The organism is Nostoc sp. (assembly GCF_036917355.1).
GTDB lineage: Bacteria > Cyanobacteriota > Cyanobacteriia > Cyanobacteriales > Nostocaceae > Nostoc.
Genome location: NZ_JBALDP010000025.1, coordinates 1 through 24,488, shown reverse-complemented (window position 1 = coordinate 24,488; position 24,488 = coordinate 1). Strand labels below are relative to the sequence as shown.

Below are 24,488 nucleotides of genomic sequence, written 5' to 3'. Positions count from 1 at the left end.
TTTACCTGTTGACAGGAGGGACAAGAAGAATATGAATAAATATCGTTTTCATTCAGCACTGCTTTGACGATATCCTTTGTTTAGTCGCAATGGCATAAACAACATCTACCACTCGCTATTTTTATCTTGCTGTGCTTGAATGTGGTAACTGACCCAGTTGTTGTTTATGCTGTTGCTAACAGTATCTTATAACCTCCTGTTAGATGGGCAAAAAAATTAAAAACTAAAAATTAAAAATTAAATTCTAGGCGCAATTGGAAAACTTTTTATGGCTATTATTCGAGAAACCATCAGAGCAATTTTTATAACACTAATGCTTTGGTTGTTGACTGCAATTATCTATCCGCTAGTAATCCTTGTAGTGGGTCAAGTTTTTTTGCCCTATCAAGCTAATGGCAGCATCATGCGGAATCTAAATAATGAACCAATTGGTTCGGCTTTGATTGGTCAGGTGTTCACATCTGAGCGATATTTCCATCCTCGTCCTAGTACTGTTAGATACAGCCAAGGAAAAAAAGCCAAGCCAACTGGCATATCTGGAGCTAGCAATCTCGCTGCCAGCAATCCAGAATTACTGAAGCGGATTTTAGAAGAGGCAGATAAATTGCGAGACGAAAATCTTCAACCGATAGCCGATATAATTTATACCTCTGGTTCTGGTTTAGACCCGCATATTTCCTTTAAAGCAGCACGGCAGCAATTGACGCGGGTTGCTGGTGCGCGGGGAGTAAAAGAAGATGAGATCCTACGTTTAATTAATAAGTATACTGATGACAGATTTTTATGGATTTTTGGCGAACCGGGAGTTAATGTTCTCCGATTGAATTATGCTCTTGACTTGCAAGACATTAATCGTCAGCAAAATTAATAAATGGGCATGGGGCATGGGTAAAGCGCTGTTTTCGTTTCCGATGAAGTAGGAGTACTAAGTAAGTGGGCGGGAATAAACCAAATTATGCTACGAAACGAAAATAGGCTTAAAATCCTTACCAATGACAAATGACCAATACTTCGGCTTCGCTCAGTACAAGTGACAAAGGACAAATGACCAATACTGGTTCGGCTGGGAATGCGCCTTTAAATTCTGCAATTTACTCGCTTTATCCAGCACGACGACGGGGTAAGCATAAAATCTTTATTGGCATGGCTCCTGGAGTAGGCAAAACCTACCGGATGCTGGAAGAGGGACACGCATTTAAACAGGAAGGAATTGATGTTGTCGTTGGGCTTTTGGAAACCCACGGACGCAAGGAGACAGCTGAAAAGGCAGAGGGACTGGAAATTATACCCCGTAAGAAATATCCTCGCGGTGAGGTGACGCTGACGGATATGGATACAGATGCTATTTTAAAGCGATCGCCCCAATTAGTTTTAATCGATGAACTTGCCCATACTAATGTCCCTGGTTCTCCACGCGAAAAGCGCTACGAAGATGTAGAAGTAGTTTTGGCAGCCGGGATTGATGTCTATTCCACAATGAATGTGCAACATTTGGAAAGTCTCAACGATCTAGTAGCCAGAATTACAGGTGTGGTAGTCCGGGAGCGGGTTCCTGACAGAATTATGGATGAAGCAGATGAAATAGTGGTAGTAGATGTCACACCGGAAACGCTGCAAGAACGGTTATTAGAAGGCAAGATTTACGCACAGCAAAAAATCCAACAATCCCTCGATAATTTTTTCCAACGCCGCAACCTGATTGCTTTGCGGGAGTTGGCTTTACGGGAAGTCGCAGACAATGTGGAAGGAAATGCGATCGCTTCTACTCCCAACGGACAATTTTGTAATATTCACGAGCGGGTTTTGGTGTGTGTATCTACTTATCCCAATTCAGTGCAGCTGTTACGCCGGGGTGCAAGATTGGCTAACTACATGAATGCGCCGCTTTATACTTTGTTCGTTGCCGATCCAGAACGCTTCCTCACCAAAGAGGAAAGCTTACACATCCATACTTGTGAGAAACTGTGTAAAGAATTTGAAGGTACTTTTCTTCGTGTTACCAACAGTAATATAGCTAATGCGATCGCTGAGGTCGCCGAAAAACATCGTATCACCCAAATTGTTATTGGAGAAAGTCAGCGATCGCGCTGGCAAATGCTCCTCAAAGGATCTTTGACGCAAAAATTGGTGCGCTTGCTCAAAAACATCGATTTGCATATTATTGCCAGCGAAAAAATGGTTTCATCCAAATAAGAAAGAGATCAAATTTCCCCAAACACCTCAGAAGTAAAACTCCCATGCAGACCATAGGGGATATGATGCTTCAGATGTAACCGTGCAATTACTCCTTTAGAGAAATAGAAATCACTAGCATCCAAAATTACCAAATCTGAGCGGTGATGGGCAGCATCATAAACCAAAGCTAATATCCAACCATCATCTTCCTTTTCGGAATCTGGGCGCGGGACAAAAATCGGTTCACCTACAAAACCACGGGGTGCAGCACTCCAAAATTGTCTTTCTCCAGACTCTAAATCAACTTTCAACAATGCTTGTAAGGGAGCATTACCAGTTTCTGCATGAGCCGCACCTATATATAGATATCGATAAGAGCGTCCGACATTCGCTGGATGTATACTGGGAAATTCACAACATCGACTCTCAATCAATTCCCGTCGTACTATCCCATTCTTTAGATTCAGATAAAATCGCCAAAGTTGCCCAGGTGAAGAAGCTTCAAAATCAACTTGTCGAAAATCGCTGTTGGGTTCCACTTCTGATAAATCTTGGTAGCAAATGGAGTCAATCAAAACTTCCTCTCCTACTTCAAAAGCATTAACATGGTGGAAGACAAAACCCGACTGAGTTTCCAGAAATTTTATCTCTTCTTCCCCTGCTTTGGGGCAGCGGGGAATAATTAGAATTTGAGTTAGCTGATTTGGTTGAAATTTGATACATTCTCCCGCCGCACGTATTCCCAAAGCGAAAGGTATGGGATTAAATTTAACAGGATTTTGAAAGAAGATGCAGTAATTGGGAGTAATGACAAAATCGTGAATGAAACAGAAACCTGGAACCTTATGAGCGTGCTGTCTGACAATTTCACCCGCTGGGTTTAGCTCAAAAATAGTAATTGTGGTAGATAATCCCGGCTTAATCGAGAAGTTGACCAGGCAAGGTGCGCCCCCATCTTGCTCACAATTATTTTCCAAGCGTGGATGTGCAGCGAAAGCTTCACCTGCTGACAAAGCACCATTAAAATATTCATTTCCTAGCGTTTCAAGAGTATAAGGATCGAGACGATATGGTTCCGCCGCTTCCCACATTGCTAGCAGTTTACCGCCCCAATAGATAACATTTGTATTGGCGATATTTTTGAGTTTAAAGTCAAAAATATTAGCTAACCAACCGCCAGGTTTTTGAGTACCAAAAGTACCGCGATAGAGAATCTTTCCCGCCTTTTGCTCTGCCAAATAGCCACTTGTGCGGACAAAGCGGTTGCGAAAATGAGCGCGACCATTGGTGAAAGTAATTTTGCTAATCATCCCATCCCCATCAAACGGGTGATGAAAAGGCTGCCCATTTACATCCAGCAAACCGGGGCCATTTCTAAACAGCGTACCTTGTAATTGTTTGGGAATTTGCCCTTCTATATCATCAATCCAATAATCAAACTCTTCGGTGAGAGATTGATATCCTCCTTGCCAGTCTGCACGGGTGTAGGATTTTTCTGTAACTAAGCTTTCTTGAATTTTCAAATGCATATACTTGGTTTTTTCTAGTTATTTTGCACGAAAAAATGTAGCCGCTAATAGTTTTTTGCGGCTTTACTATGCCAGTTGCTAACACGGCAAGGCAGCGCAATGGCTTGAATTGGCGTGAGATTTATTACACTATTCGACTATTTTCGACTCTGGTTCTCTCAGTACCAACTCAGACATCAAATCTGGCAAAAACGGTTGTTCCCCATCTTTGAGTGTCTCAGTTTGCTCTTCAGCAGCAGGTAGCCATTTGATAAATGGTAGGGGTAACAGCGTGCTGAGGTTAGTAATTAACACTAAGAGCCAAAGTGACTCAAAGTTTGTTGCGGTGATCCCCAGCCAATACGTGATTAATGCCCCGAATGCATGGGAAACTGTTCCGGCTGAATTATAGACTGACATTAACAAGGCAAATAATGTCGCTTCCACACCAGAAGGACAAAGCCTTGCTGCTAACACCATCACTTGCATAAAGGCAATTTTCCCCATCACAGTCAGAATCAGGCTATCACCCAAACTGAACCAGTGGTCATCTATACCCAATAGCCTGTTTGTGTGAGTTACCAATAACAGCATCGTCATCCCCAAAAGTGACGAAAGGACAGTACTCCAAGCAAAAATCACGCGAAAAGGAATGCTTTTGAGGAAACGTTGAAAAATCCAAACACCTGCCAAAGAAGCGAAACTTCCCACCAAGTTTACTCGCCCCAAAAATTCTGGTTCAAAGTGGAGTTCGTTGGTAGCGAAGTAGAAAAAGGCTGAGTCCGCATTTGGGGTAGCTTGCCAGATGAAGATAAATGCCGTGGGTAGCCAAATTGTTTTTTGACTAATGGCTTGGCGTAGCTGCTCCAGTTGATGTTTGATTGGCAAAGAGTTGGTTTGATTACTATCTTGAGCATCTTTGCTAACGGGGGACTCAGCAATTAACCAAGCCACCCCTGAAACGATTAGAGGAAATAAAGCGGTAATCCCAAAGACGGTACGGGTAGTAAAGTATTGGAGTAGTAAACCGCTACAGTAGGCTGTTATTAAACCTCCGATCGCAGAAGCACCCCAACACAGAGATTGTAGTGAACCGGCTTTTGCTTGCGATTCGCCTCTGGCTCGTTCTACAACCAGCGAGTCAACGATAACATCACTCATGGCGACGGAGAGAGAACCACAAGCGATCGCTAAGGTAGCTGCCCAGCTAGTATGAACTATTGTGGCCAGACTCACCCAAGAAGCAGTTCCCAGTATCCCGGATAAAATCAAGTAAGGACGGCGACGATAGCCAAATATAGGCAAGCCATCAGAGATAAAACCAAACACTGGCTTGATCATCCAAGGTAGTAAGACAATTCCCAATAGCGCCGATACCTGGACTGGACTCAGGAGTAGTTCATCTTTGAGAAAAAAGCTAATGGCTAGACGCGATAGCCCTAAAATTCCTTGGACAAAGTAAACGGTGAGAATTGCAATTAACTCAGCATTAGGTTCATTACCCAAGAAGAGTTTTTGTGTTAATGAGTCTTTGACCTTGGACAAGCCAGATGATTGATCTACCATTCGATAAATATTTTTTAAATTTTGTTTACTTGTCTATCATATCGATTCTTAAGAGGTGGGTTTTTTCTCACCTTTTTCTTTGGTTTCTTCTTTGAGTATTATTTAAGGCTTTTCTAACAACTTTTCTTTCTTCTAGCAAAATGTTCTCGTTTCTGAACGGCTATTGCCTTTGAATTTGGGACATCAAATACGGTTCTATCTACTGCGATGATTTACCCCTGTGAGTTGTCTCAAAAGACACACGTAAACTGGCGTTACTGATTTGGGAACAATAAATTTAGAAATCACCAGGGTTTAGCAGTATGGTCAGCAGCATAGTCAGTATTCCCGGATACGACATAACTGAAGAAATCTACAATGGTTCCAGAACTCTAGTTTATCGGGGGTATCGAGAAACTGACTCATTACCTGTAGTAATTAAACTGCTAAAAAATTCATATCCCAGTTTCAGCGATCTGTTGCAGTTTCGCAATCAGTACACAATTGCCAAAAATCTTAACTCATCTACGATCGTCCAAACCTACAGTTTGGAGGCGTATCAAAATGGTTATGCGTTGGTAATGGAAGATTTTGGTGGGATTTCTCTTAAAGATTTTTTTGCTTGTTACCAGACGCCAGATATGGTGTCTTTACAAGAATTTTTACTTTTAGCGATCGCTCTGTGTGATGCATTAGATATTCTAATTCATCATCGGATTATTCACAAAGATATTAAACCCGCCAATGTTTTAATTAATCCAGAAACTAAAGAAGTTAAGTTAATTGACTTTAGTATTGCATCTCTGCTGCCACGGGAAACCCAGATTCTGATGAGTCCGAATGTATTAGAAGGAACACTCGGCTATTTGTCTCCAGAGCAAACTGGACGCATGAATCGGGGGATTGATTACCGTACTGATTTTTATTCTTTAGGTGTAACTTTTTATGAGTTGCTATCAGGGGAATTACCCTTTAAATCACACGATCCGATGGAATTGGTACATTGTCATATTGCAAAACTTCCGCCAGTTTTAGGGGAAAGGGGAGAGGGGACAGGGAATAGGGAAGAGATTCCTCAAGTTCTCTGTGACATTGTGATGAAATTGATGGCGAAAAATGCTGAAGACCGCTATCAGAGTGCATTTGGGCTAAAATATGATTTAGAAAATTGTTTGGCTCAACTGAAGTCAACAGGAAAAATTGCAAGTTTCCCAATTGCTCAACGGGATGTGTGCGATCGCTTTATTATCCCAGAAAAATCAACGCAAAATGTTTTAAAATTAGCAGCTTGTATTGGTAATCAGTTTGATTTGGCGACATTGGCAATTGTTTCGGAAAATTCTGAAACCGAAACAGCAACATTTCTCTGGAAAGCATTACAAGAGGGATTAATCTTGCCCCAAAGTGAAGTTTACAAATTCTATGTTGGGCGAGAAACACAGGATTTAGTACAAAGTTCCCTAACTGTAAACTATAAATTTTTACACGATCGGATTCAACAAGCATCTTATGCGTTGATCCCAGAGTCAATAAAGCAATCCATCCATTTGCAAGTTGGCCAACTGCTATTAAGCAAAATACCGATTAAAAAGCAGGAAGAGAGAATTTTTGAGATTGTTAATCAGTTAAATATTGGTGTAAAGCTAATAACTCAACAGTCTGAGCGAGATCGATTAGCAGAGTTAAATTTGCTGGCTGGACAAAAAGCCAAACTATCCACTGCTTATACGAATGCAATAGAATATATCAGCTGTGGTATTCAACTATTGAGAAAAGATAGCTGGCAACAACAGTATTCACTCACATTAGCCTTGTATGAAGAAGCTGCTTCGGCAGCCTATCTTATGGGTCAGTTTGACCAGGTAGAAGAGTTTGTTGAGCAAGTGCAACAACATGCTAACGTCTTAATAGATCGGGTGAAATCGATTGAGATTCAAATTCAATCTTATTTAGCTCAGAGTCGTTTTGATGATTCGATTCAGACTGCGATCGGACTGCTAAATCTCTTAGGTGTTAAACTATCTCATCAAGCGAATAAAATACAAACATTACTCAATCTAGCCCAAACGAAATTACGATTTGTAGGTAAATCTCCTTTAAGTTTGATTGATTTACCTAATATGACTGGGGACAAACAACTAGCAGCAATCCGAATTTTGGCTAGTACAAATTCCACAGCTTATATTGCTCGTCCAGATTTACTACCACCAATAATCTTAAGCGAAGTCAATTTATCGATGCAGTACGGTAATGCTGCCGCATCTGCATTTGGCTATGCCTGGTATGGATTGATTGAGTGTGGCATTCTGGGAAATATTGAGACAGGTTATAAATTTGGTCAATTAGCATTACAAGTTCTGGAAAAATTCCATAGCAAGGAATTCAAAGCTAGAACTTTCTTTATTGTTCAAACATTTATTAATCACTGGCATCAACCACTGAAAGATACAATTGCACCGTTAATTGAAGCCTATCAAGTGGGTTTAGAAACCGGAGATATTGAATATGCGGCTTGGGCTAGCTATAGCTGTAGTTTTCATGGATATTTGATGGGGCAAGAATTAGCTGAGTTAGAAAAACAGATGGGTGACTATGCTGAAGTCTACAGCCATTTTAGACAAGAAAAACCCCAGACTTATATTAATTCATTTCGTCAAGCCATCTTAAATTTGTTGGGATCTACCGATCCCAGTTACTTATCAGGTGCTGTTTATGATGCCCAAACTATTCGTCCATTACAAGAGCAAGCAGGCGATCGCACTGGATTGAGCTTTAGCTATGCTAATGAACTGATACTTTGCTACCTGTTTGAACATTATACCAGAGCATCTGAGGCAGCAATTCAGGCAATAACTTATTTAGATGGGGTAACATCGGCAGCAGTTGTACCAATAGTTTATTTTTATGAAGCCTTAACCCAACTAATTCTCTATCCAACAGCAACGGCTAACAAACAAAAACAGATTCTTAAAAAAGTCACATCCCATCAGAAAAAGCTGAAAAAATGGGCGCATCATGCCCCAATGAATCATCAACACAAATTTTATTTAGTCGAAGCAGAACGGCAGCGGATTTTGCTGCACAAAAACAAAGCGATGGAATTGTACAATCGCGCCATAACTCTAGCGAAAGAAAATGCATATATCCAAGAAGAAGCCTTGAGTAATGAACTAGCGGCCAAGTTTTACCTAGACTGGGACAAAGAAAAAATCGCCCAAGTTTATATGCAAGAAGCTTATTACTGCTATGCTCGTTGGGGCGCTAAAGCTAAAACTGAGGATTTAGAAAAACGCTATCCTCAACTGCTTATTCCCATCTTACAAGGGCAAATTAATCACTTTCAACTGAGTTCAACTGTCGATGCATCATCATTTCCAAATCAAACCATCCACACAAACCTTTCTAGCAGCAGTATTTCTGAAGCACTCGATTTGTCCACCATTTTGAAAGCCTCACAAGCCCTATCCAGTGAAATTCAATTAGAGCAATTACTCACTACACTTTTGCAAGTAGTGATGGAAAATGCTGGGGCACAAAAAGCGGCGTTGCTGATACTCCAACAAGAAATTTTAGTGGTTGAAGCCATAGCCACTATTGATGAAGGAGTCACCCTACTAGCTGCACCATTGTCAACCAGTGAAGACATTCCCATTACACTTGTAAACTTTGTCAAACACAGCTTAAAAACAGTTGTACTGGATGATGCAACAGCACAAACTGATTTTATCGCCGATCCATATTTCATGCAGCAACAACCTAAGAGTGTGTTGTGTACGCCAATATTAAATCAGGGGAAAATCATCGGGCTGCTATATTTAGAAAATCCGCTGACAATTGGTGCATTTACTCGCGATCGCACCGAAGTTATCCAACTGCTATGCGCTCAAGCTGCCATCTCTCTAGAAAATGCCCGCCTTTATCAAGAATACCAGAATTATGCTCATCAACTAGAGCGATCGCTGCAAGAACTTGAGCAAGCCCAACTACAAATGGTGCAAAACGAAAAAATGGCAACCTTGGGCAATTTGGTTGCAGGTGTGGCACATGAAATTAATAATCCCATTGGATTTCTGGAAGGTAGCCTCCATAATGCCGAAGAGTATACTCAAGACTTACTCGCCCATATCCAATTGTTTAAACAACATCATCCCAATCCGGCGATCGCAGTCATTGAGCATGGCGAAGAAATTGACCTCGAATTTTTGATTGAAGATTTACCAAAGCTAGTAAGTTCGATGAAGGTGGCTTCAGAACGAATTAAAGATATTAGTATCAGTCTCCGCACATTCTCCAGAGCCGATACAGCCGAAAAAGTTGCTTGTAACCTCCATGAAGGGATTGAGAGTACTCTGTTAATTTTGAAATATCGCCTCAAAGCTAACGAAAAACGTCCAGCGATCGAAGTCATTACCAAATATGGAAAATTACCGCCTGTTAAGTGCTTTTTAGGACAGCTAAATCAAGTATTTATGAACATCCTTGCAAATGCAATTGATGTCTTTGATGCATCCATTGAGGGGCGTTCTTTTGCCCAAGTGCAAGCAGAACATCAGCAAATACTGATTCAAACTGAAGTATCCAGTAACGAACAAACGGTAATAATTCGTATGAAAGATAATGGTCAAGGGATGTCAGAGGAAATTAGATTGCGGATCTTTGATCGCTTGTTTACAACTAAAGAGGTTGGTAAAGGAACAGGATTAGGATTAGCGATCGCTCGTCAAATTGTTGAGGAAACCCATGATGGAAGCTTGAGTTGCAATTCTGTACTTGGTGAAGGAACAGAATTTTTCATTGAGATTCCAGTATTTTAACTCTACCTATAGGAATCATATTTGATTTCTGAAAAAATCTCGGTAGTCTTTTAATGCACTGTCATGGCTTTAATGTTGCAAAAAAATTGTAGGTTGGGTGGAGGCTTTGCGTAACCCAACATCCTGATATATGTTGGGTTGCGCTTCGCCCCCTTTTCCCCAAAAACCGACAAGTATTGGAATTGGTTTAAACGGACTAAGAATATTTTATTAGTCCGTTTAAACCAACTTGGGCTTTTAGCCTGAAAATAAATTTTCGGGCGATTTTTAAGCTTTTGTAACAGCTTTTAAGATGGTGGTTCTACACATATTCATATCGGGAATTAGGAATGCTTAACATCTAGAAAAGGCAGTTGCTTGGAACCATTAGCACCAATAACTTCAATGCCTTGTTTGCCACGAATACCGTCTACTGGTAGAGAAACTGTATAAGGTGCGGTAGCTGGTAGTCCGATTCCGGGCAAAGTGCCAACGACCTCAACTCCCCAATATTCAGGTTGCTGGACGTATACAAGTGGTACAAGATTCACTTCCAAATTCAAGTATGGTTTCGTCCCTCTGACAACTAAAATATAAGTGCCACTTACTATACCAGGACGAATTTCTGCTTCTTCAAAGTCAATTAATCGAGATGACTCTGGTTTTGGTAAAGCTCGAAATTGACTAAGACTTTGCTCTAATGTACTCATTTTTTCTCCTGTAGAAGAACTATGTTGTTGTTAAGTCAGCTAATTAAGGAGATAACAAGATATTTTCAATCTTGTACCTTCAACTTTTTAGCTGCTTAGTTAATTCATCAAGGTAGAAAGCAAAGTTTATGCAATGCCAACTTATTCTTTACATTTATTTATAGCAGTTCCCGTTTACGTGAGTACGCCCGTAGGGGAACCATTGATATCATGTCCCCACAGTCTTATACTACGTTAAAGTCTTATCTATATATTGATATTGCATTCTTGTTTAAATGGGCATGGTCAAAGAAATCCATTATTTAATACGCTTTCATTCCCTGGTGACTGTTATTTTGAATAAAAATCCATTTTTGTTCCAAAATCTACTAATATAGTCCAGTTTAAGATCCACCGTCCTCAGTAATTTCTGTGCGATCGCTAGGACGGACTACGCGGGTATGTTTGGGAGATAGTCATACCTAAGTAGCTCTTGATAACGTGCCAATGCTCCAATGCGTTCGCTTTCAACTCCTATAACTCGTCGTCAGAACCTCGCAGCATAACCCCAGATTCAAAAAACTCTTACAGCTTGCTTGTCTACTAGGGGGGACGACACGCTACACGAACAAATCAAACAACTGCTTAACTGCTGTTTAGCGGCTGCATTCTGAGTTATTAGTGGTTATCAAGACATGAAGAATACATAAAGATAAGTACTGACACTATACTGATCGGCAAATAATGTGAAGAGTATGCAAAGATATGTCTTTAAGTGTGGACATCTCAGTAAATATTCAGATATGGTTATCAAAGTGTTATTTAGATGTTCCTTATTTTTAAGCTACACACTCACGGGCAATAGCCCACAACAATTGCATAAAAATTCTTTCCCTATCGAAAGTGAATTATTCTCTATATTTACGACAGTAGGGCTACGCTTTGATAAGAAATATGAAGTGTGGGTTTTAGGCATTCAAGCTTGATTTTTCGGCACTTTGTCAATGATTGCTGGGTTGATCTGCGGATCAAGAATGATAAAAAAAGCGTGAAACCATCTGTTTTCCTAAATACACGCTCATAAATATGTACAATGCTTAAGACTTAGATAGTCGTAAATAGCATTATTAACGGTACACAAATAACGAATGAAAAAGGAAATAGGGAATAGATAAAGACTTTAACTTTGAACCTCCTGCCTTTTTCAAGTCAGTTAGATAAGTCCTGCTTACAAGCTTATCAATAGGGTAAATCTTCGAGAAAATGCTAACCCTCAAGGGTGACATAAAAGTATGTCGAAAGCATTAACTCTCGGCGATTTCTGTGTGTCCTTAAACAACATTAACAACAAGTTAATAGCTGAAGTTACTCAAAATATCGATTCAGGAAGGTGAGAGTTATGGTGAATATCATTGGAACCAACGGTAAGGATACTCTACTGGGTACTCAGGATGCAGATACAATTAACGCTAAAGTGGGTGATGATATCATCGATGGCAAAAATGGCAACGACCTTTTAAGCGGTGATGCCGGAAATGATACCCTCATTGGTGGTGCAGGCAATGATACTCTCCTTGGTGGTACGGATAACGACTCTCTCCGTGGTGGTACGGGTAGTGACTCTCTCCGTGGTGGTACTGGTAATAACCTGCTGCGGGGTGATGAGGGAAATGATACCCTTGATGCTTCCTATTCTTCTGGAAATAACATCCTCAGTGGAGATGCAGGGGATGACTACCTTGATATTAGCTATTCTGCTGGCAACAATACAGTTTCAGGCAAAGACGGTGATGATTCCTTTTACGCTGATGAAGTTCGGGGTAGAAATACTCTAAATGGAGGCGCTGGTAATGATGACTTCCATTTGTCCGCCTCAAAAACTGCCCCATCTTCCTTAACGACTCAAAGTGTAAATGGAGAAACAGGTCAGGATTACTTGTCTGTATATTACACCCGTGCTACTAATGCAATCACTTCGAGTTTCGATGCAGCTACTAACACTGGCTCAATTCAGGCTGGCACAAATCGGATTAACTACACCAATATCGAACAATTAGAAATTAGAGGTACAACCTACGCTGATTTTATTGTTGGGAGTAATGGCAACGATTTACTCTTCGGAGGCAGTAGTGGCAACGATTCAAATTATGGCAATGATACAATTTTTGGCGGTGAAGGTAACGATTATTTGAATGTTGATTATTCAACAAGCGATAACATCCTGAACGGTGGTGTTGGTAACGATCAATTCAGTGCTACCTCTTCAACAGGCGATAACCTGATTTCTGGTGGCGATGGCAGTGATAATCTCTCTGCGTCTAAGACAGATGGCAATAACACCCTCAACGGTGGTGCTGGTGACGATCAATTAGATGCTAACTATTCAACAGGTGATAACATCCTCAATGGAGGAGATGGCAATGATTCTCTTAGCGCCTCTCGCGAATACGACTATTCCGCCTCTTTTACCTCCGGGAATAACACTCTCAATGGTGGTGTTGGTGACGATCAATTGAGTGTTAACTATTCAACGGGCGATAACATCCTCAATGGGGGGGATGGCAATGATTCTTTCTTTGCCTCTGGCTACTACGACGACAAAAAAGCCCAGGGCAAGTTTGGTAATAACATTTTCAATGGAGAGAATGGTAATGATTCCTTCTCTTTTGTCCTACATACTTCTCCACCTTCCTTAGCGACTCAAACAGTAGATGGGGGGACAGGTGACGATTTGTTGAACGTTTCGTATATCTATCCTAGTGGGGGAATCACAACGACATTCAATGCTGCTACTAACAGTGGCTCGATTAGGGCAGGCACGGATCTGATTAACTACAAGAATATCGAAGAATTACATATCTCTGGTACAGTCTACAATGACTTGATTGTGGGGAGTAATGGCAACGATACTATCTCGCTCTACGGGAGTAGTAGTGGCAATGATACTATCGATGGCGGAAAAGGTGATGATTTATTAGAAGCCTATTATTACGGTAATTCTAACGGGGGTCAGGGAATCACTTCGACATTCAATGCTGTTACTAACACTGGCTCCATTACATCAGGCACGAATCAGGTTAGCTACAAGAATATTGAACGATTAAATATCTCAGGTACAGTCTACAATGACTTGATTGTAGGGGGCAATGGCAACGATACACTCACCGGAGGCGATCGCGGCAAAGACACCATAGATGGGGGGAAAGGTGACGATTTGTTGTCTTTCTATAACTATTCCATTAGTCAGGGAATCACTTCGACATTCAATGCTGCTACTAATGCTGGTTCGATTACAGCAGGCCCGAATCAGGTGAGCTACAAGAATATCGAACAATTAAATATCTCAGGTACAGACTACGATGATTTGATTGTGGGGAGCAATGGCAACGATACCATCGCTGGAGGACGTGGAAATAATACGATTATCGGCGGTGCAGGTAAGGATTACTTGAGTGCTGACTATTCAAATGGTAATAATTCGCTCTCTGGTGGTGATGATAATGATTCTCTTGATGTCTCTGGCTCCTACGACGACTACCGAGGCAATTTTTATCTCGATGCTATCTCTGGTAAAAACACCCTCAATGGTGGCGCTGGTGACGATAACTTAGTTACTAACTATTCATCAGGCAATAACCTACTGAATGGGGGCGATGGCAATGATACTCTGACAGCTGCTGGTTCAGCCTCCTTATATTCTTCATACGGAGCTTATACTGTCTCTGGGAATAACACGCTCAATGGTGGTGCTAATGACGATCGCTTGATTGTTGACTATTCATCAGGCAATAATCTACTGGATGGAGGCGATGGTAATGATACTCTCACAGCCTCTGGCGCTTCTGGTAAAAACACCTTCAAAGGTGGCAAAGGGAATGACAACCTTTATGGAGGATCTGGTACTGATAACTTTGTCTTCAATAGTTTCAATGAAGGCGTTGATACCATTTATAATTTCAACGCAACTAATGAACTGATTCAGGTATCGGCTGCTGGTTTTGGTGGCGGGTTATCATCAGGTTTACTCTCAGCTAGCTTTTTTACCCTTGGAACATCTGCAATAACCAGCAATCAGCGATTTATCTATAACAATACTACAGGCGCACTATATTTTGACCGAGATGGTAGTGCGGGTGGATTTGCTCAGGTACAATTTGCACAACTATCTGGTGGAGTGTCACTAAGTCAAAATAACTTGCTAGTTGTTTAATCCTCAACCCCATAGTCAAATAGAAATCTTCAGAATGCGAGGTGTTATATTAAGCACCTCGCATTTGAATAATTACTCCAATCGGTTCAAGGAGCAAGCAATTGCCTATCTCTTTTAAGAGCGATCGCTTGTAAATTATTGAGAGATCGACAAAAAGCCTTAAATTGAGTATATCTATTCAGTTTAAATATAAGCTCTAGAAGTGTGGTGTCCAGAAAAAAAGCCAGTCAGATTACTCAAGTCTTGAAGAGTCAGCAGAGAGCTAAGGAAGCTTTTAGCGTATTACCAAGACTAAGCAACCGTCGCTACGCACTCATAGCATTAATCCTCTGCTTGATAATTGTTGCTTGCACTAACATATATCAATCATCCCCTTCCCCAGTCAATAAGTTATCCAGTGAAAGTACTGATTTAAGGATTTGGTGGGATAAAGGTTTTACTCAAGAAGAGGATGAAGCTCTCAAGCAACTAGTTAGCCAGTGGGAAAAACAAACTGGCAACAAAATCAAGCTTTCTTTATATTCTACAGATGAGCTAACACGGAAGATTCAAAGAGAAATTCAGGCTGGGAACCTACCTGATATTGTTACCAGTTATACTGCCGATCGAGAAATTATTCCCCGTTTAAGTTGGGAAGGCAAACTAGCAGATGTATCAGATGTAATTGAGCCACTTAAAAGTTTTTACCCGGAAAAAATTCTCAAAACTGTTCAGTCTTATAACAATGTTACTCAAAAGCAAAGCTACTATGCTCTGCCAATGAGCCAAGCAACTATTCACATTTTTTACTGGCGAGATTTGCTAAAGCAAATAGGTCGTAAGGAAAGTGATATACCAAAGGATTGGGATGCTTTTTGGGAATTTTGGAAACAAATACAGGATGACTTGCGGACAAAAAAAATACCAGAGAACAAACAGAATATTTATGGGTTAGGGTTTACCTTCGGCATTAGTTCTGCTGATACATACTACTTGTTTGAGCAGATTTTAGAAGCATACGATGTGCAAATTTTAGATTCTAAGGATAAGCTTCTTCTTGACGATCCGAAAGTGCGTCAAGGTATTATTAACAGTTTAAAATGGTACACCAATTTTTATCAGCAAGGCTACGTCCCACCAGATGCTATAAATTGGTTGAATCCAGATAATAATCGCAGCTTACTTAATCAAAGCGTGATTATGACTCCTAATAACTCGCTTTCAATTCCTGCTGCTGTGCGGCAAAACCCGGATACATATTATCAAAAGCTTGGTATCTTAGAGTTTCCAAATAAACCGAATGGCTTGCCAATGCGCTACTTAATTACGGTTAAGGAAGCGTTTTTATTTGCCGATTCTCAGAAACAGAAACTCGCTAAGGAGTTTCTTGCATACTTAATGCAACCAGAAGTGATGGGAAATTATCTCAAAGCTTCTGGAGGTCGTCATTTACCAGTTTTAACATCAGCGTGGGAAGATCCTTTTTGGAAAAATTCCAAAGATCCCTATCTCTCGACTGCCATTAATATATTTCTCAACAGAGAAACTCGCCCATTTTATTTTGTCCAAAACCCAGCCTATAGCTTGGTTTTAAAAGATAATGTCTGGGGTAAGGCGCTCAATCGAATTGTTGTAGATAAAATTTCTCCAGAGCAAGCAGCTGATGAAGCGATCGCCCGAATTAAGCAAATTTTTGACCAATGGCAGTAAGCTTTTACAAATATGACATTTAAAACAAAAGCTAGTCAAATTGCTAGAGGCTTTCATAATCAGCCGCAATATTACCATTATCGCAGATATGTGTTAATCGTATTGACACTTAGCTTGATAATTATTGCTTGTACTAACACCCCCAAATTAAAACAATCTTCAGTCACCCATTCCCCTATTGACAACACAGTTTTAAAGATTTGGTGGGATAAAGGTTTTACTGTCGATGAGGATGAAGCAATCAAGCAGTTGGTGAGCAACTGGGAAAAACAAACTGGTAATCAAGTCAAGCTTTCCTTCTATATCGGCGATGAGTTACCGCAGAAAGCGCGTAGGGCCATTCACGCGGGTAATCCACCCGATATCATGATGAGTTACGGCGCTGAGAGAGCGTTGAATCCGTATTTGGCTTGGGAAGGGAAACTGGCGGATGTAACGGATGTAATTGAGCCAGTCAAAAATCTTTATCCTGAATATGCTCTGCAAGCTGTTAATTATTATAATAATGCTGCAAAAAAGCGAAGCTACTATGCAGTTCCAATTAATCAGGCAACGGTTCACATTTTCTACTGGCGAGACTTGCTAAACCAAATAGATCGCAGTGAAAGGGATATCCCCAAAGATTGGGATGGTTTTTGGCAGTTTTGGAAACAAGTGCAGAACAAACTGCGGGCAAAACAGCAAAAACCAAATATCTATGGGTTAGGTTTTCCTTTTTCTACTGGAGCTTCAGATACCTACATCTTTTTTGAGCATATTTTAGAAGCATACGATGTGCAAATTCTCGACTCAGAAGGTAAACTCCTGATCGACGATCCAAAGGTCAGACAAAAAATTGTCCAGGCATTAGATTGGTATACCAAATTTTACCAACAAGGTTATGTGCCACCAGATGCACTCAATTGGTTAAATCCAGATAATAATCGCAGCTTGCTCAACCGTATGGTGGTAATGACTCCTAACAATACGCTCTCGATTCCTTGCTCTGTGCGCCAAGACCCCAGCACCTATCGCAATAAGCTTGGTATTTTAAAATTTCCCAACAAACCCAACGGCAAGCCAATGCGTTATCTACTCACACTTCGGCAAGCAGTTTTGTTCGCCAATTCCCACCAACAGAAAAAAGCTTTGGATTTTCTTGCATATCTCACCCAATCACAGGTGATAGGTAAGTATCTGAAAGCTACTGGAGGCTGTAATTTACCTGTTATCAAGACACTCTGGCAAGACCCATTTTGGAAAAACCCAGCTGACCCACACGTATCAACTGCGGTCAAGACGGTGACGGAAGGTTCAACGCGGTTGTTTTATTATGTCCAAAACCCGGCATACAGCGTAGTGTTAGAGGAGAATATCTGGGGAAAAGCTCTTAATCGAATAATTGTAGATAAAATTTCTTCAGAGCAAGCAACTGATGAAGCAATTAAGCAGATAAAACAGATTTTTGCTCAATGGTAATCAATAATTATTTATATTAACTAAAGGAAAAACCTATCTGCATGAATAATAAAAAAGATAAATATCTTTAGAATAAGAAACAAGTTGTAAATATATGAACTTCTGGAATCAGCACCTAACTATTAAAGTTGCCAGTTCCTTCTTATTCCTATCCTTGGTTACAGTAGGTGTAGTAGGAGGATTTGCTTTTCTCAATGCGAAGGAAGCTTTGAAGCAAGCTGCTTTTGAACGACTCAGTGCTGCTGCCACTCTGAAAGAGGAAGAAATTACCCGTTGGTTTGAAGACCAAGAACGAGACTTTCTCTTAGTAACTCAGTTTCCAGATGTACAAAATAATTTTCAAATCCTTTTAAATTCTAAACCCGCCGACGCAAATTATCGTAAAGCTTACAAAGTTCTCTCAGATTATCTCACAAATATGGCTAGAATAAAGCCAAGTCTGGGAGAAATTTCCATTCTTGACCGGAGCAATCGGATTATTTTATCTACTAATAAACAGCGTGAAGGTCAATATGAAATTTCAGCTAATATCACTTATATTGAACAGATTCAGCCAGGAGACTCTTTTGCCCCCATCTTTTATGCCTCACCGATTACTGGTAAGCCATCAGTGACTTTTGCAACGCCTCTACGTGATGCAGCCAAGGTACGCCAAGGTGTTCTTTTAGCTGATTTGAATTTAGACAGAATAGATCAAATTGTACGAGAACGTACAGGCTTAGGTAAGAGTGGCGAAACTTATTTAGTTGGTTCTTTAGTAACTAAAAACGCTTTTATTTCTAAAGATAAAGATAAAACACCAGACTTTTCTCAAGGAGTTAGCAGCCAAGGTATTGATGCAGCAATGGGTGGAATTAGCGGTCAAGGACTTTATCCAAACTATGCTGGAGTGTTAGTAATTGGGGTATATCACTGGCTCAACGATCAAGACTTGGCCTTAATGGTGGAGATGAACCAGGAAGAAGCCTTTGCGCCGGCTCGGCGATTAGCAGGGACGATGATGCTAGTGGGATTCTTATCAATGGGATTTCTATTGATTGGAGTGTCTTGGCTAACGCGACAGTTAAAAATCTCTGGCGAACAGTTAGAGAATTACAGCCATAGATTAGAACTAAAAGCCAAAGAAGCCGAAACTGCCAACCGTGCCAAAAGCGAATTTCTCGCAAACATGAGTCACGAACTTCGTACTCCTCTTAACAGCATCCTTGGCTTTACTCAGCTAATGACCCGCGATTCTTCTATCAATGCTTCTCAGTTGGAACATTTAGAAATTATCAGTCGCAGTGGAGAACATTTGCTTACCTTGATTAATGATGTGTTGTCAATGTCCAAAATTGAGGCGGGTTTAACGACACTGAACAACAATAGCTTTGATTTGTACACTCTACTTGATTCACTTGAAGAGATGTTTCAAATTAAAGCGGAATCCAAAGGTTTACAGTTGATGTTTGAGCGTAGACCTGAAGTTCCTAGATATGTGCATACAGATGAAAGTAAATTGCGTCAAATCTTAATTAACCTCCTTGGTAATGCTATCAAATTTACTCAAGAAGGTGGCGTGAGTTTACGAGTTAGGATGAAGGAAGAAAGTAAACTACAGCAACAAGAAGGCACACAAGTAATAAAAAACTCCCACCCTTCATTCTTCTGGCTTCATTTTGAAGTTGAAGATACTGGGACAGGGATTGCATCTGCCGAAATTGAAAAGTTATTTAAGCCCTTTGTCCAAACAGAAGCAGGTCAAAAATCTCAGCAAGGAACAGGTTTGGGTCTAACTATCAGTCAGCAATTCGTGCATCTAATGGGGGGAAGTATTACTGTTAGCAGTACTTTGGGCCAAGGAACGATTTTTTCTTTTGATCTTCAAATTAGTCTCGCAGAAGTAGCTGAAGCTCCAATTCGACAGCTAAAACGACGAGTAATTGGTTTAGAGCCTAATCAACCAAAATACCGAATCTTAGTAGTTGAAGATAAATGGGAAAATCGGGAACTCCTAGTTAAGATGCTAGTATCTCTTGGCTTCGAGGTACGTCACGCTGAAAATGGTCAAGAAGGGGTAAACCTTTGGGAAACCTGGGAACCGCAACTGATTTGGATGGATATGCGGATGCCTGTAATGGATGGGTATGAAGCTACTAAACAAATTAGAGCTACTTTAAAGGGTCAAGCTACTGTCATTATTGCTCTAACTGCGAGTGCTTTTGATGAGGAACGCTTTGTGGTTTTATCGGCAGGCTGCAACGATTTTGTGCGTAAGCCGTTCCGAGAGGAAGTAATCTTGAATATGATGTCTAAATATTTAGGGGTGCGTTATGTATATGAAGATAAACCCCTTCAAAAAGACGAATTTGCCGAAAATTCCGGCCTTAAGCTTTTATCATTAGAAGAGATGCTAGCTCAAATGCCCACTGAGTGGGTAGCACAGCTACACCAAGCGGCACTATGTACTGATGAAAAGCTCATTTTTAGCTTGCTTGAGCAAATTCCTGAAGAATCTGCTCTTTTAACAAACACTCTGTCTGATTGGGTTAATAACTTTCGTATTGATAAAGTTATTGATTTAACACAACTGTAAGAAATGATTTTTGAATCAGAATTCAGAAGTCAGAATGGGCTTATGCCCTGCTGCGCTAACAGGAGTCAGAACAAGAAAGTGGAGGATTGAGACTTGCCACTAATTAGAGATCGCTAAATTTTTGTGTAGCGAATGCACTAGAAGATTTGGTGGGGATCTTAAACCGATTCATTCACCAGTCGGACTCCAATTAAATTCTGAATTCTGATTTCTGACTCCTAAATTCTTTTTTAAAAAAGTAGTTCTAATAAATATGGATAACCATCAAGTTCAGCTACCAAAAGCAAATATTCTTGTTGTTGATGATACACCCGATAATCTGCGACTTTTATCCGCTATGCTAACTCAGGTTGGCTATGAAATTCGGAGAGTTATTAACGGGCAAACAGCTTTGAAAACAGCACAAGCTGCACCGCCTGATTTAATATTGCTTGATATTATGATGCCAGAAATGAATGGATATGAAGTCTGTCAACATTTGAAAGCCTCAGAGAAAACTCGCGACATTCCGGTGATTTTTATTAGCGCCTTGGATGAAGTTTTTGACAAAGTTAAAGCTTTTGCTGTCGGGGGAGTGGATTATATTACCAAACCTTTTAGTGAAGAAGAAGTTTTTGCCCGTGTAGAAAATAACTTGACTATCCGAAGGTTGCAAAAACAACTGACCCAGCAAAATATACTTTTGCAACAGGAAATTAGCGATCGCAAAAAAGCAGAATCAGCCCTGCGCCTCAGTCAGTTTTATCTAGATAAATTTAAGGATTCTATCTTTTTTGTCAATTCGGATGCCCAGCTTGTTTACGTGAATGAAGCCGCCTGTCGTCATCTTGGCTACTCCCGCGCACAATTACTGACCATGACTGTTTATGATATCAATCCAAATTTTTCGACGGTTGCTTGGCGATCGCACTGGCAAGAAGTTAGACAGAAAGCCTCTCTCACTTTTGAGTCTACTCAACGCACTCAAGATGGTCAGGACATAGCCGTGGAAATAACTGTCAATTATTTGGAGTTAAACGGACAGGAATACCACTGTGCTAGTGTCCGCGATATCGCCTCCTACTAACATCATTTCAGCAAGCCGCTAAAGTGTTTTGTATCAAAAATTCTGTAAATGAATATGTAGTCTGAAATTGCTGGAAGATACCTTTAGTCAAGACTTCTAATCCCAAACTGCTAACACAGGTGGGAAAAGAGATTTTTTCTAACGTTACTGACATTTTTTACATAAATTAATAAAACTTTGACGGCAAAATTCCTGACGAATTATGACTTTTTCATGCTGTCAAAAAGTGAAGATTCACTTAAATTAAAGGTATGGTCAAAGTCAACTTCAATCCAGAACCTCAAGAACGTCTAATAAGTAGAAGCAAAAGGAAAACCCCAACAGCAACAGGTTCTTCTGATTTGCATTTTACATTTAATATGTCCCCCTACTGAGTTGATTATGTGGATTGAATTGAGTCGGTGAGCAAAAGGGTATTGCCCATTGCAACTATAGCGTTATTACCTCTGATATCTGACAGATAGTGACAGCATCAAAAATCAAGCAAAGAGATGCTTTGTAGTGTATCAAGCCTGCAAAGTATGCAAAATAAAGAAACTTGAGGAAAGAAAATAAGATGCGAAAAAATAGTATAAACCAAGATTTTATCCCGCCTGAAGAAACTATTCATCGCTGTATTCAGGCATCTGAGCAAGGAAATATGGATAGTATTGCTATTGAAACTGATGAGGTGAGCCAGAACTCTTTCACTGTAGAAGATGTTACTACTGATTTGGACATTCAGAGTTATTCACTACCAGTAGACCAGGAAGCCAGGCATCTGTTACTTAAAACTTCAGTTAAGAAGAATCTAAATGAACAACTAACATCCTTAGTTGTCCAAGCCCGTAGACATTCACCTGGAAGCCCTCAACGTCAGAAGCTGCTCACGCAAGTCATTCGTTTGACACAAGGTAAACTCTGGAAGGAAAATACTCCCTACTATCAAGACGCACTGCAACAAACTTGGTTGTATTTCTGCCGCAACGTTTGTGATGGTCTGACAGGTCAAGCCTATGACTCCACTCAAGGTAGTGTGATTAATTGGCTAGATGCTTACCTAAAACGCAGACTACAAGATTTTTATCTCAACCAAAACCGGGAAAAAGCCATAACAGTCTCCTTTGGGGTTCGTCAGTCTAAGTCGGGTGAGATTGGTGAAACTATTGACCCGATAGATAATATACCAGCTACCCCCCAAGCACCTCCTATTTTGGAAAACCTGGAGACATGGGTAGAGACAGACTCGGATATGGAACTACGTAGTACTCACATTAAAGGGCGTCCAGACATAAATTGTCAGGTATTAATTCTCAAACGCTTACCCCCGGAAGTTAGCTGGAAAGAATTATCTCAAGACTTTGGGCTGTCAATTGCGACATTAAGCAGTTTCTATCAACGGCAGTGTCTACCACGCTTGCGGAAATATGCTGAGGTAGAGGGTTTATTCTAAACTAGACTTTTACTACAGGCAGGTGGCTTACAAAATTTCAGATACTAGCAGCAAAGCAATATTTCAACAGATAACCTAGAGAGGCAGTCTAGGATAAATATCGATTTAGGTTTTACCTATTCACCGAAATATAATAATGTCCATGCCAAACCTGATACTTTATTAACCTACAATACTCTGAAAGAAAAAACCAATAATTAGACCAACTATTCCAGCAATCAAACCAGCGCAAAAGAAGTAAAAAAACAATTCAAAACTTGATTGAATATTTTGGGTATATCTGAAATAAAATATTGCCCAAATCGCTCCAAACATTCCTAAAATTCCTGTTGGAATCGTTACGATTGCTATGACACTTTGAGTTTTCATTTATATATGTATAGTATTATGAGCCGTAAAAGTTTCTAGTCAAACACATAACATAAACAACTAGAATTCGACAAACAATCAAAAAATACGCACGAATAGAGCTAAAAACACGTATTTATCCAGAACGGATTATGAATAAAATCTGATGAAAATTAATCCTCCTAAAACTGCTCCTTCAATAATGCCTATAATCCAGAAAAGAAAAATCCAAAAGAACCAAATTATGCCTTCACCGCCAATAAATAAACTACCTGTGGCTTCTTTATATTCCCTCGAACCAATTAAATTACCAATAAAAACACTAACTATTCCACCAAGCAATCCTCCCAAAAATGAGTATAAGAATAACTTGAGATTTATTTGAGTATTTTGGCTATACAGTAGATAAATTGTTGACCAGATAAATCCTATGATTGCTGAGATTCCTACTTGTATTGTTGTAAAAAAAAATTATCATTTTCATCTCAACACTTGCTTGAATATTTTGGGTATATCTTCTGAAATAAAGTATGAAATAAAATATTGCCCAAATCGCTCCAAGCATTCCTAAAATTACTATTGGAATCGTTAAGATTGCTATAATACTTTGAGTTTCCATTTATATATGTATAGTATTATGAACCGTAAAAGTTTCTAGTTAAACACATAACATAATTTGCAAAAGTCCTTGAATCACCCCTCCCCAACCCTCCCCTTGTAAAGGGGAGGGGGCAATATTTCAAGTTTCCCCTCAATATATCGGGGGAATAAAGGGGGTCTATTTGACTTATGCAAGAGGTCTATTGCATTATTTCTAATAACTAAAAATCCGAGTCATATCATGTCCGCATAATTAGTTATGCTAACCACAGTCATTACACCCCACCCCCAACCCCTCCCCGCAGGCGGGGAGGCAGGGTGGTTTCATACAACGAGAGAAAAATAATAATGATTTATAGAGGGTGGAGAAAAATGGATAACTAACAAGTATGAATCTCGT

14 protein-coding genes are annotated in these 24,488 nt (G+C 40.1%); 9 read left to right on the top strand and 5 right to left on the bottom strand.

Features of this window, described 5'->3' with window-relative positions; translation table 11 throughout:
- Window positions 1-268 precede the first annotated feature (268 nt).
- Window positions 269-868, top strand: a complete 600-nt coding sequence (gene kdpC, locus V7K53_RS06855; protein ID WP_335196860.1) for a K(+)-transporting ATPase subunit C — start codon at window positions 269-271, stop codon at window positions 866-868.
- A gap of 176 nt (window positions 869-1,044) precedes the next feature.
- The gene (locus V7K53_RS06850) at window positions 1,045-2,193 is read left to right on the top strand and encodes a universal stress protein (protein ID WP_335196876.1); all 1,149 of its coding nucleotides are present in this window, start codon (window positions 1,045-1,047) and stop codon (window positions 2,191-2,193) included.
- Window positions 2,194-2,201: 8 nt separating this feature from the next.
- Here the strand turns inward: V7K53_RS06850 and V7K53_RS06845 are convergent, their stop codons facing one another.
- Window positions 2,202-3,704 (bottom strand): carotenoid oxygenase family protein, encoded by a 1,503-nt coding sequence (locus V7K53_RS06845; RefSeq protein ID WP_335196859.1) that lies wholly within the window; start codon window positions 3,702-3,704, stop codon window positions 2,202-2,204.
- Window positions 3,705-3,833: 129 nt separating this feature from the next.
- Window positions 3,834-5,249 (bottom strand): folate/biopterin family MFS transporter, encoded by a 1,416-nt coding sequence (locus V7K53_RS06840; protein ID WP_335196858.1) that lies wholly within the window; start codon window positions 5,247-5,249, stop codon window positions 3,834-3,836.
- A gap of 302 nt (window positions 5,250-5,551) precedes the next feature.
- On the opposite strand from V7K53_RS06840, the gene V7K53_RS06835 reads away from it, so the two are divergent.
- Complete coding sequence (locus V7K53_RS06835) at window positions 5,552-10,042, top strand: protein kinase domain-containing protein (RefSeq protein ID WP_335196857.1); 4,491 nt, start codon at window positions 5,552-5,554, stop codon at window positions 10,040-10,042.
- A 323-nt stretch (window positions 10,043-10,365) separates the two neighbouring features.
- On the opposite strand, the gene V7K53_RS06830 is transcribed toward V7K53_RS06835, so the two are convergent.
- Complete coding sequence (locus tag V7K53_RS06830) at window positions 10,366-10,731, bottom strand: hypothetical protein (protein WP_094352314.1); 366 nt, start codon at window positions 10,729-10,731, stop codon at window positions 10,366-10,368.
- Between the two features lie 1,378 nt (window positions 10,732-12,109).
- Between V7K53_RS06830 and V7K53_RS06825 the strand changes: the two genes are divergently transcribed.
- The 6 genes from V7K53_RS06825 (at window position 12,110) to V7K53_RS06800 (ending at window position 23,140) form a co-directional block, all read left to right on the top strand.
- Window positions 12,110-14,920, top strand: coding sequence for a beta strand repeat-containing protein (locus V7K53_RS06825; protein ID WP_335196856.1), 2,811 nt, complete (start codon window positions 12,110-12,112; stop codon window positions 14,918-14,920).
- A gap of 207 nt (window positions 14,921-15,127) precedes the next feature.
- The gene (locus tag V7K53_RS06820) at window positions 15,128-16,609 is read left to right on the top strand and encodes a sugar ABC transporter substrate-binding protein (RefSeq protein ID WP_335196855.1); all 1,482 of its coding nucleotides are present in this window, start codon (window positions 15,128-15,130) and stop codon (window positions 16,607-16,609) included.
- A 12-nt stretch (window positions 16,610-16,621) separates the two neighbouring features.
- Window positions 16,622-18,067: a sugar ABC transporter substrate-binding protein gene (locus V7K53_RS06815; RefSeq protein WP_335196854.1), complete on the top strand. Its 1,446-nt coding sequence runs from the start codon at window positions 16,622-16,624 to the stop codon at window positions 18,065-18,067.
- 94 nt (window positions 18,068-18,161) lie between these two features.
- On the top strand, window positions 18,162-20,642 hold the full coding sequence (locus V7K53_RS06810; protein WP_335196853.1) for a hybrid sensor histidine kinase/response regulator: 2,481 nt from the start codon (window positions 18,162-18,164) through the stop codon (window positions 20,640-20,642).
- Between the two features lie 253 nt (window positions 20,643-20,895).
- Window positions 20,896-21,708: a response regulator gene (locus V7K53_RS06805; protein WP_335196852.1), complete on the top strand. Its 813-nt coding sequence runs from the start codon at window positions 20,896-20,898 to the stop codon at window positions 21,706-21,708.
- 760 nt (window positions 21,709-22,468) lie between these two features.
- On the top strand, window positions 22,469-23,140 hold the full coding sequence (locus tag V7K53_RS06800; protein WP_335196875.1) for a sigma-70 family RNA polymerase sigma factor: 672 nt from the start codon (window positions 22,469-22,471) through the stop codon (window positions 23,138-23,140).
- 162 nt (window positions 23,141-23,302) lie between these two features.
- On the opposite strand, the gene V7K53_RS06795 is transcribed toward V7K53_RS06800, so the two are convergent.
- Both V7K53_RS06795 and V7K53_RS06790 read right to left on the bottom strand, forming a co-directional pair.
- The gene (locus V7K53_RS06795) at window positions 23,303-23,509 is read right to left on the bottom strand and encodes a hypothetical protein (RefSeq protein WP_335196851.1); all 207 of its coding nucleotides are present in this window, start codon (window positions 23,507-23,509) and stop codon (window positions 23,303-23,305) included.
- A gap of 129 nt (window positions 23,510-23,638) precedes the next feature.
- The gene (locus V7K53_RS06790) at window positions 23,639-23,839 is read right to left on the bottom strand and encodes a hypothetical protein (protein WP_335196849.1); all 201 of its coding nucleotides are present in this window, start codon (window positions 23,837-23,839) and stop codon (window positions 23,639-23,641) included.
- Window positions 23,840-24,488 lie beyond the last annotated feature (649 nt).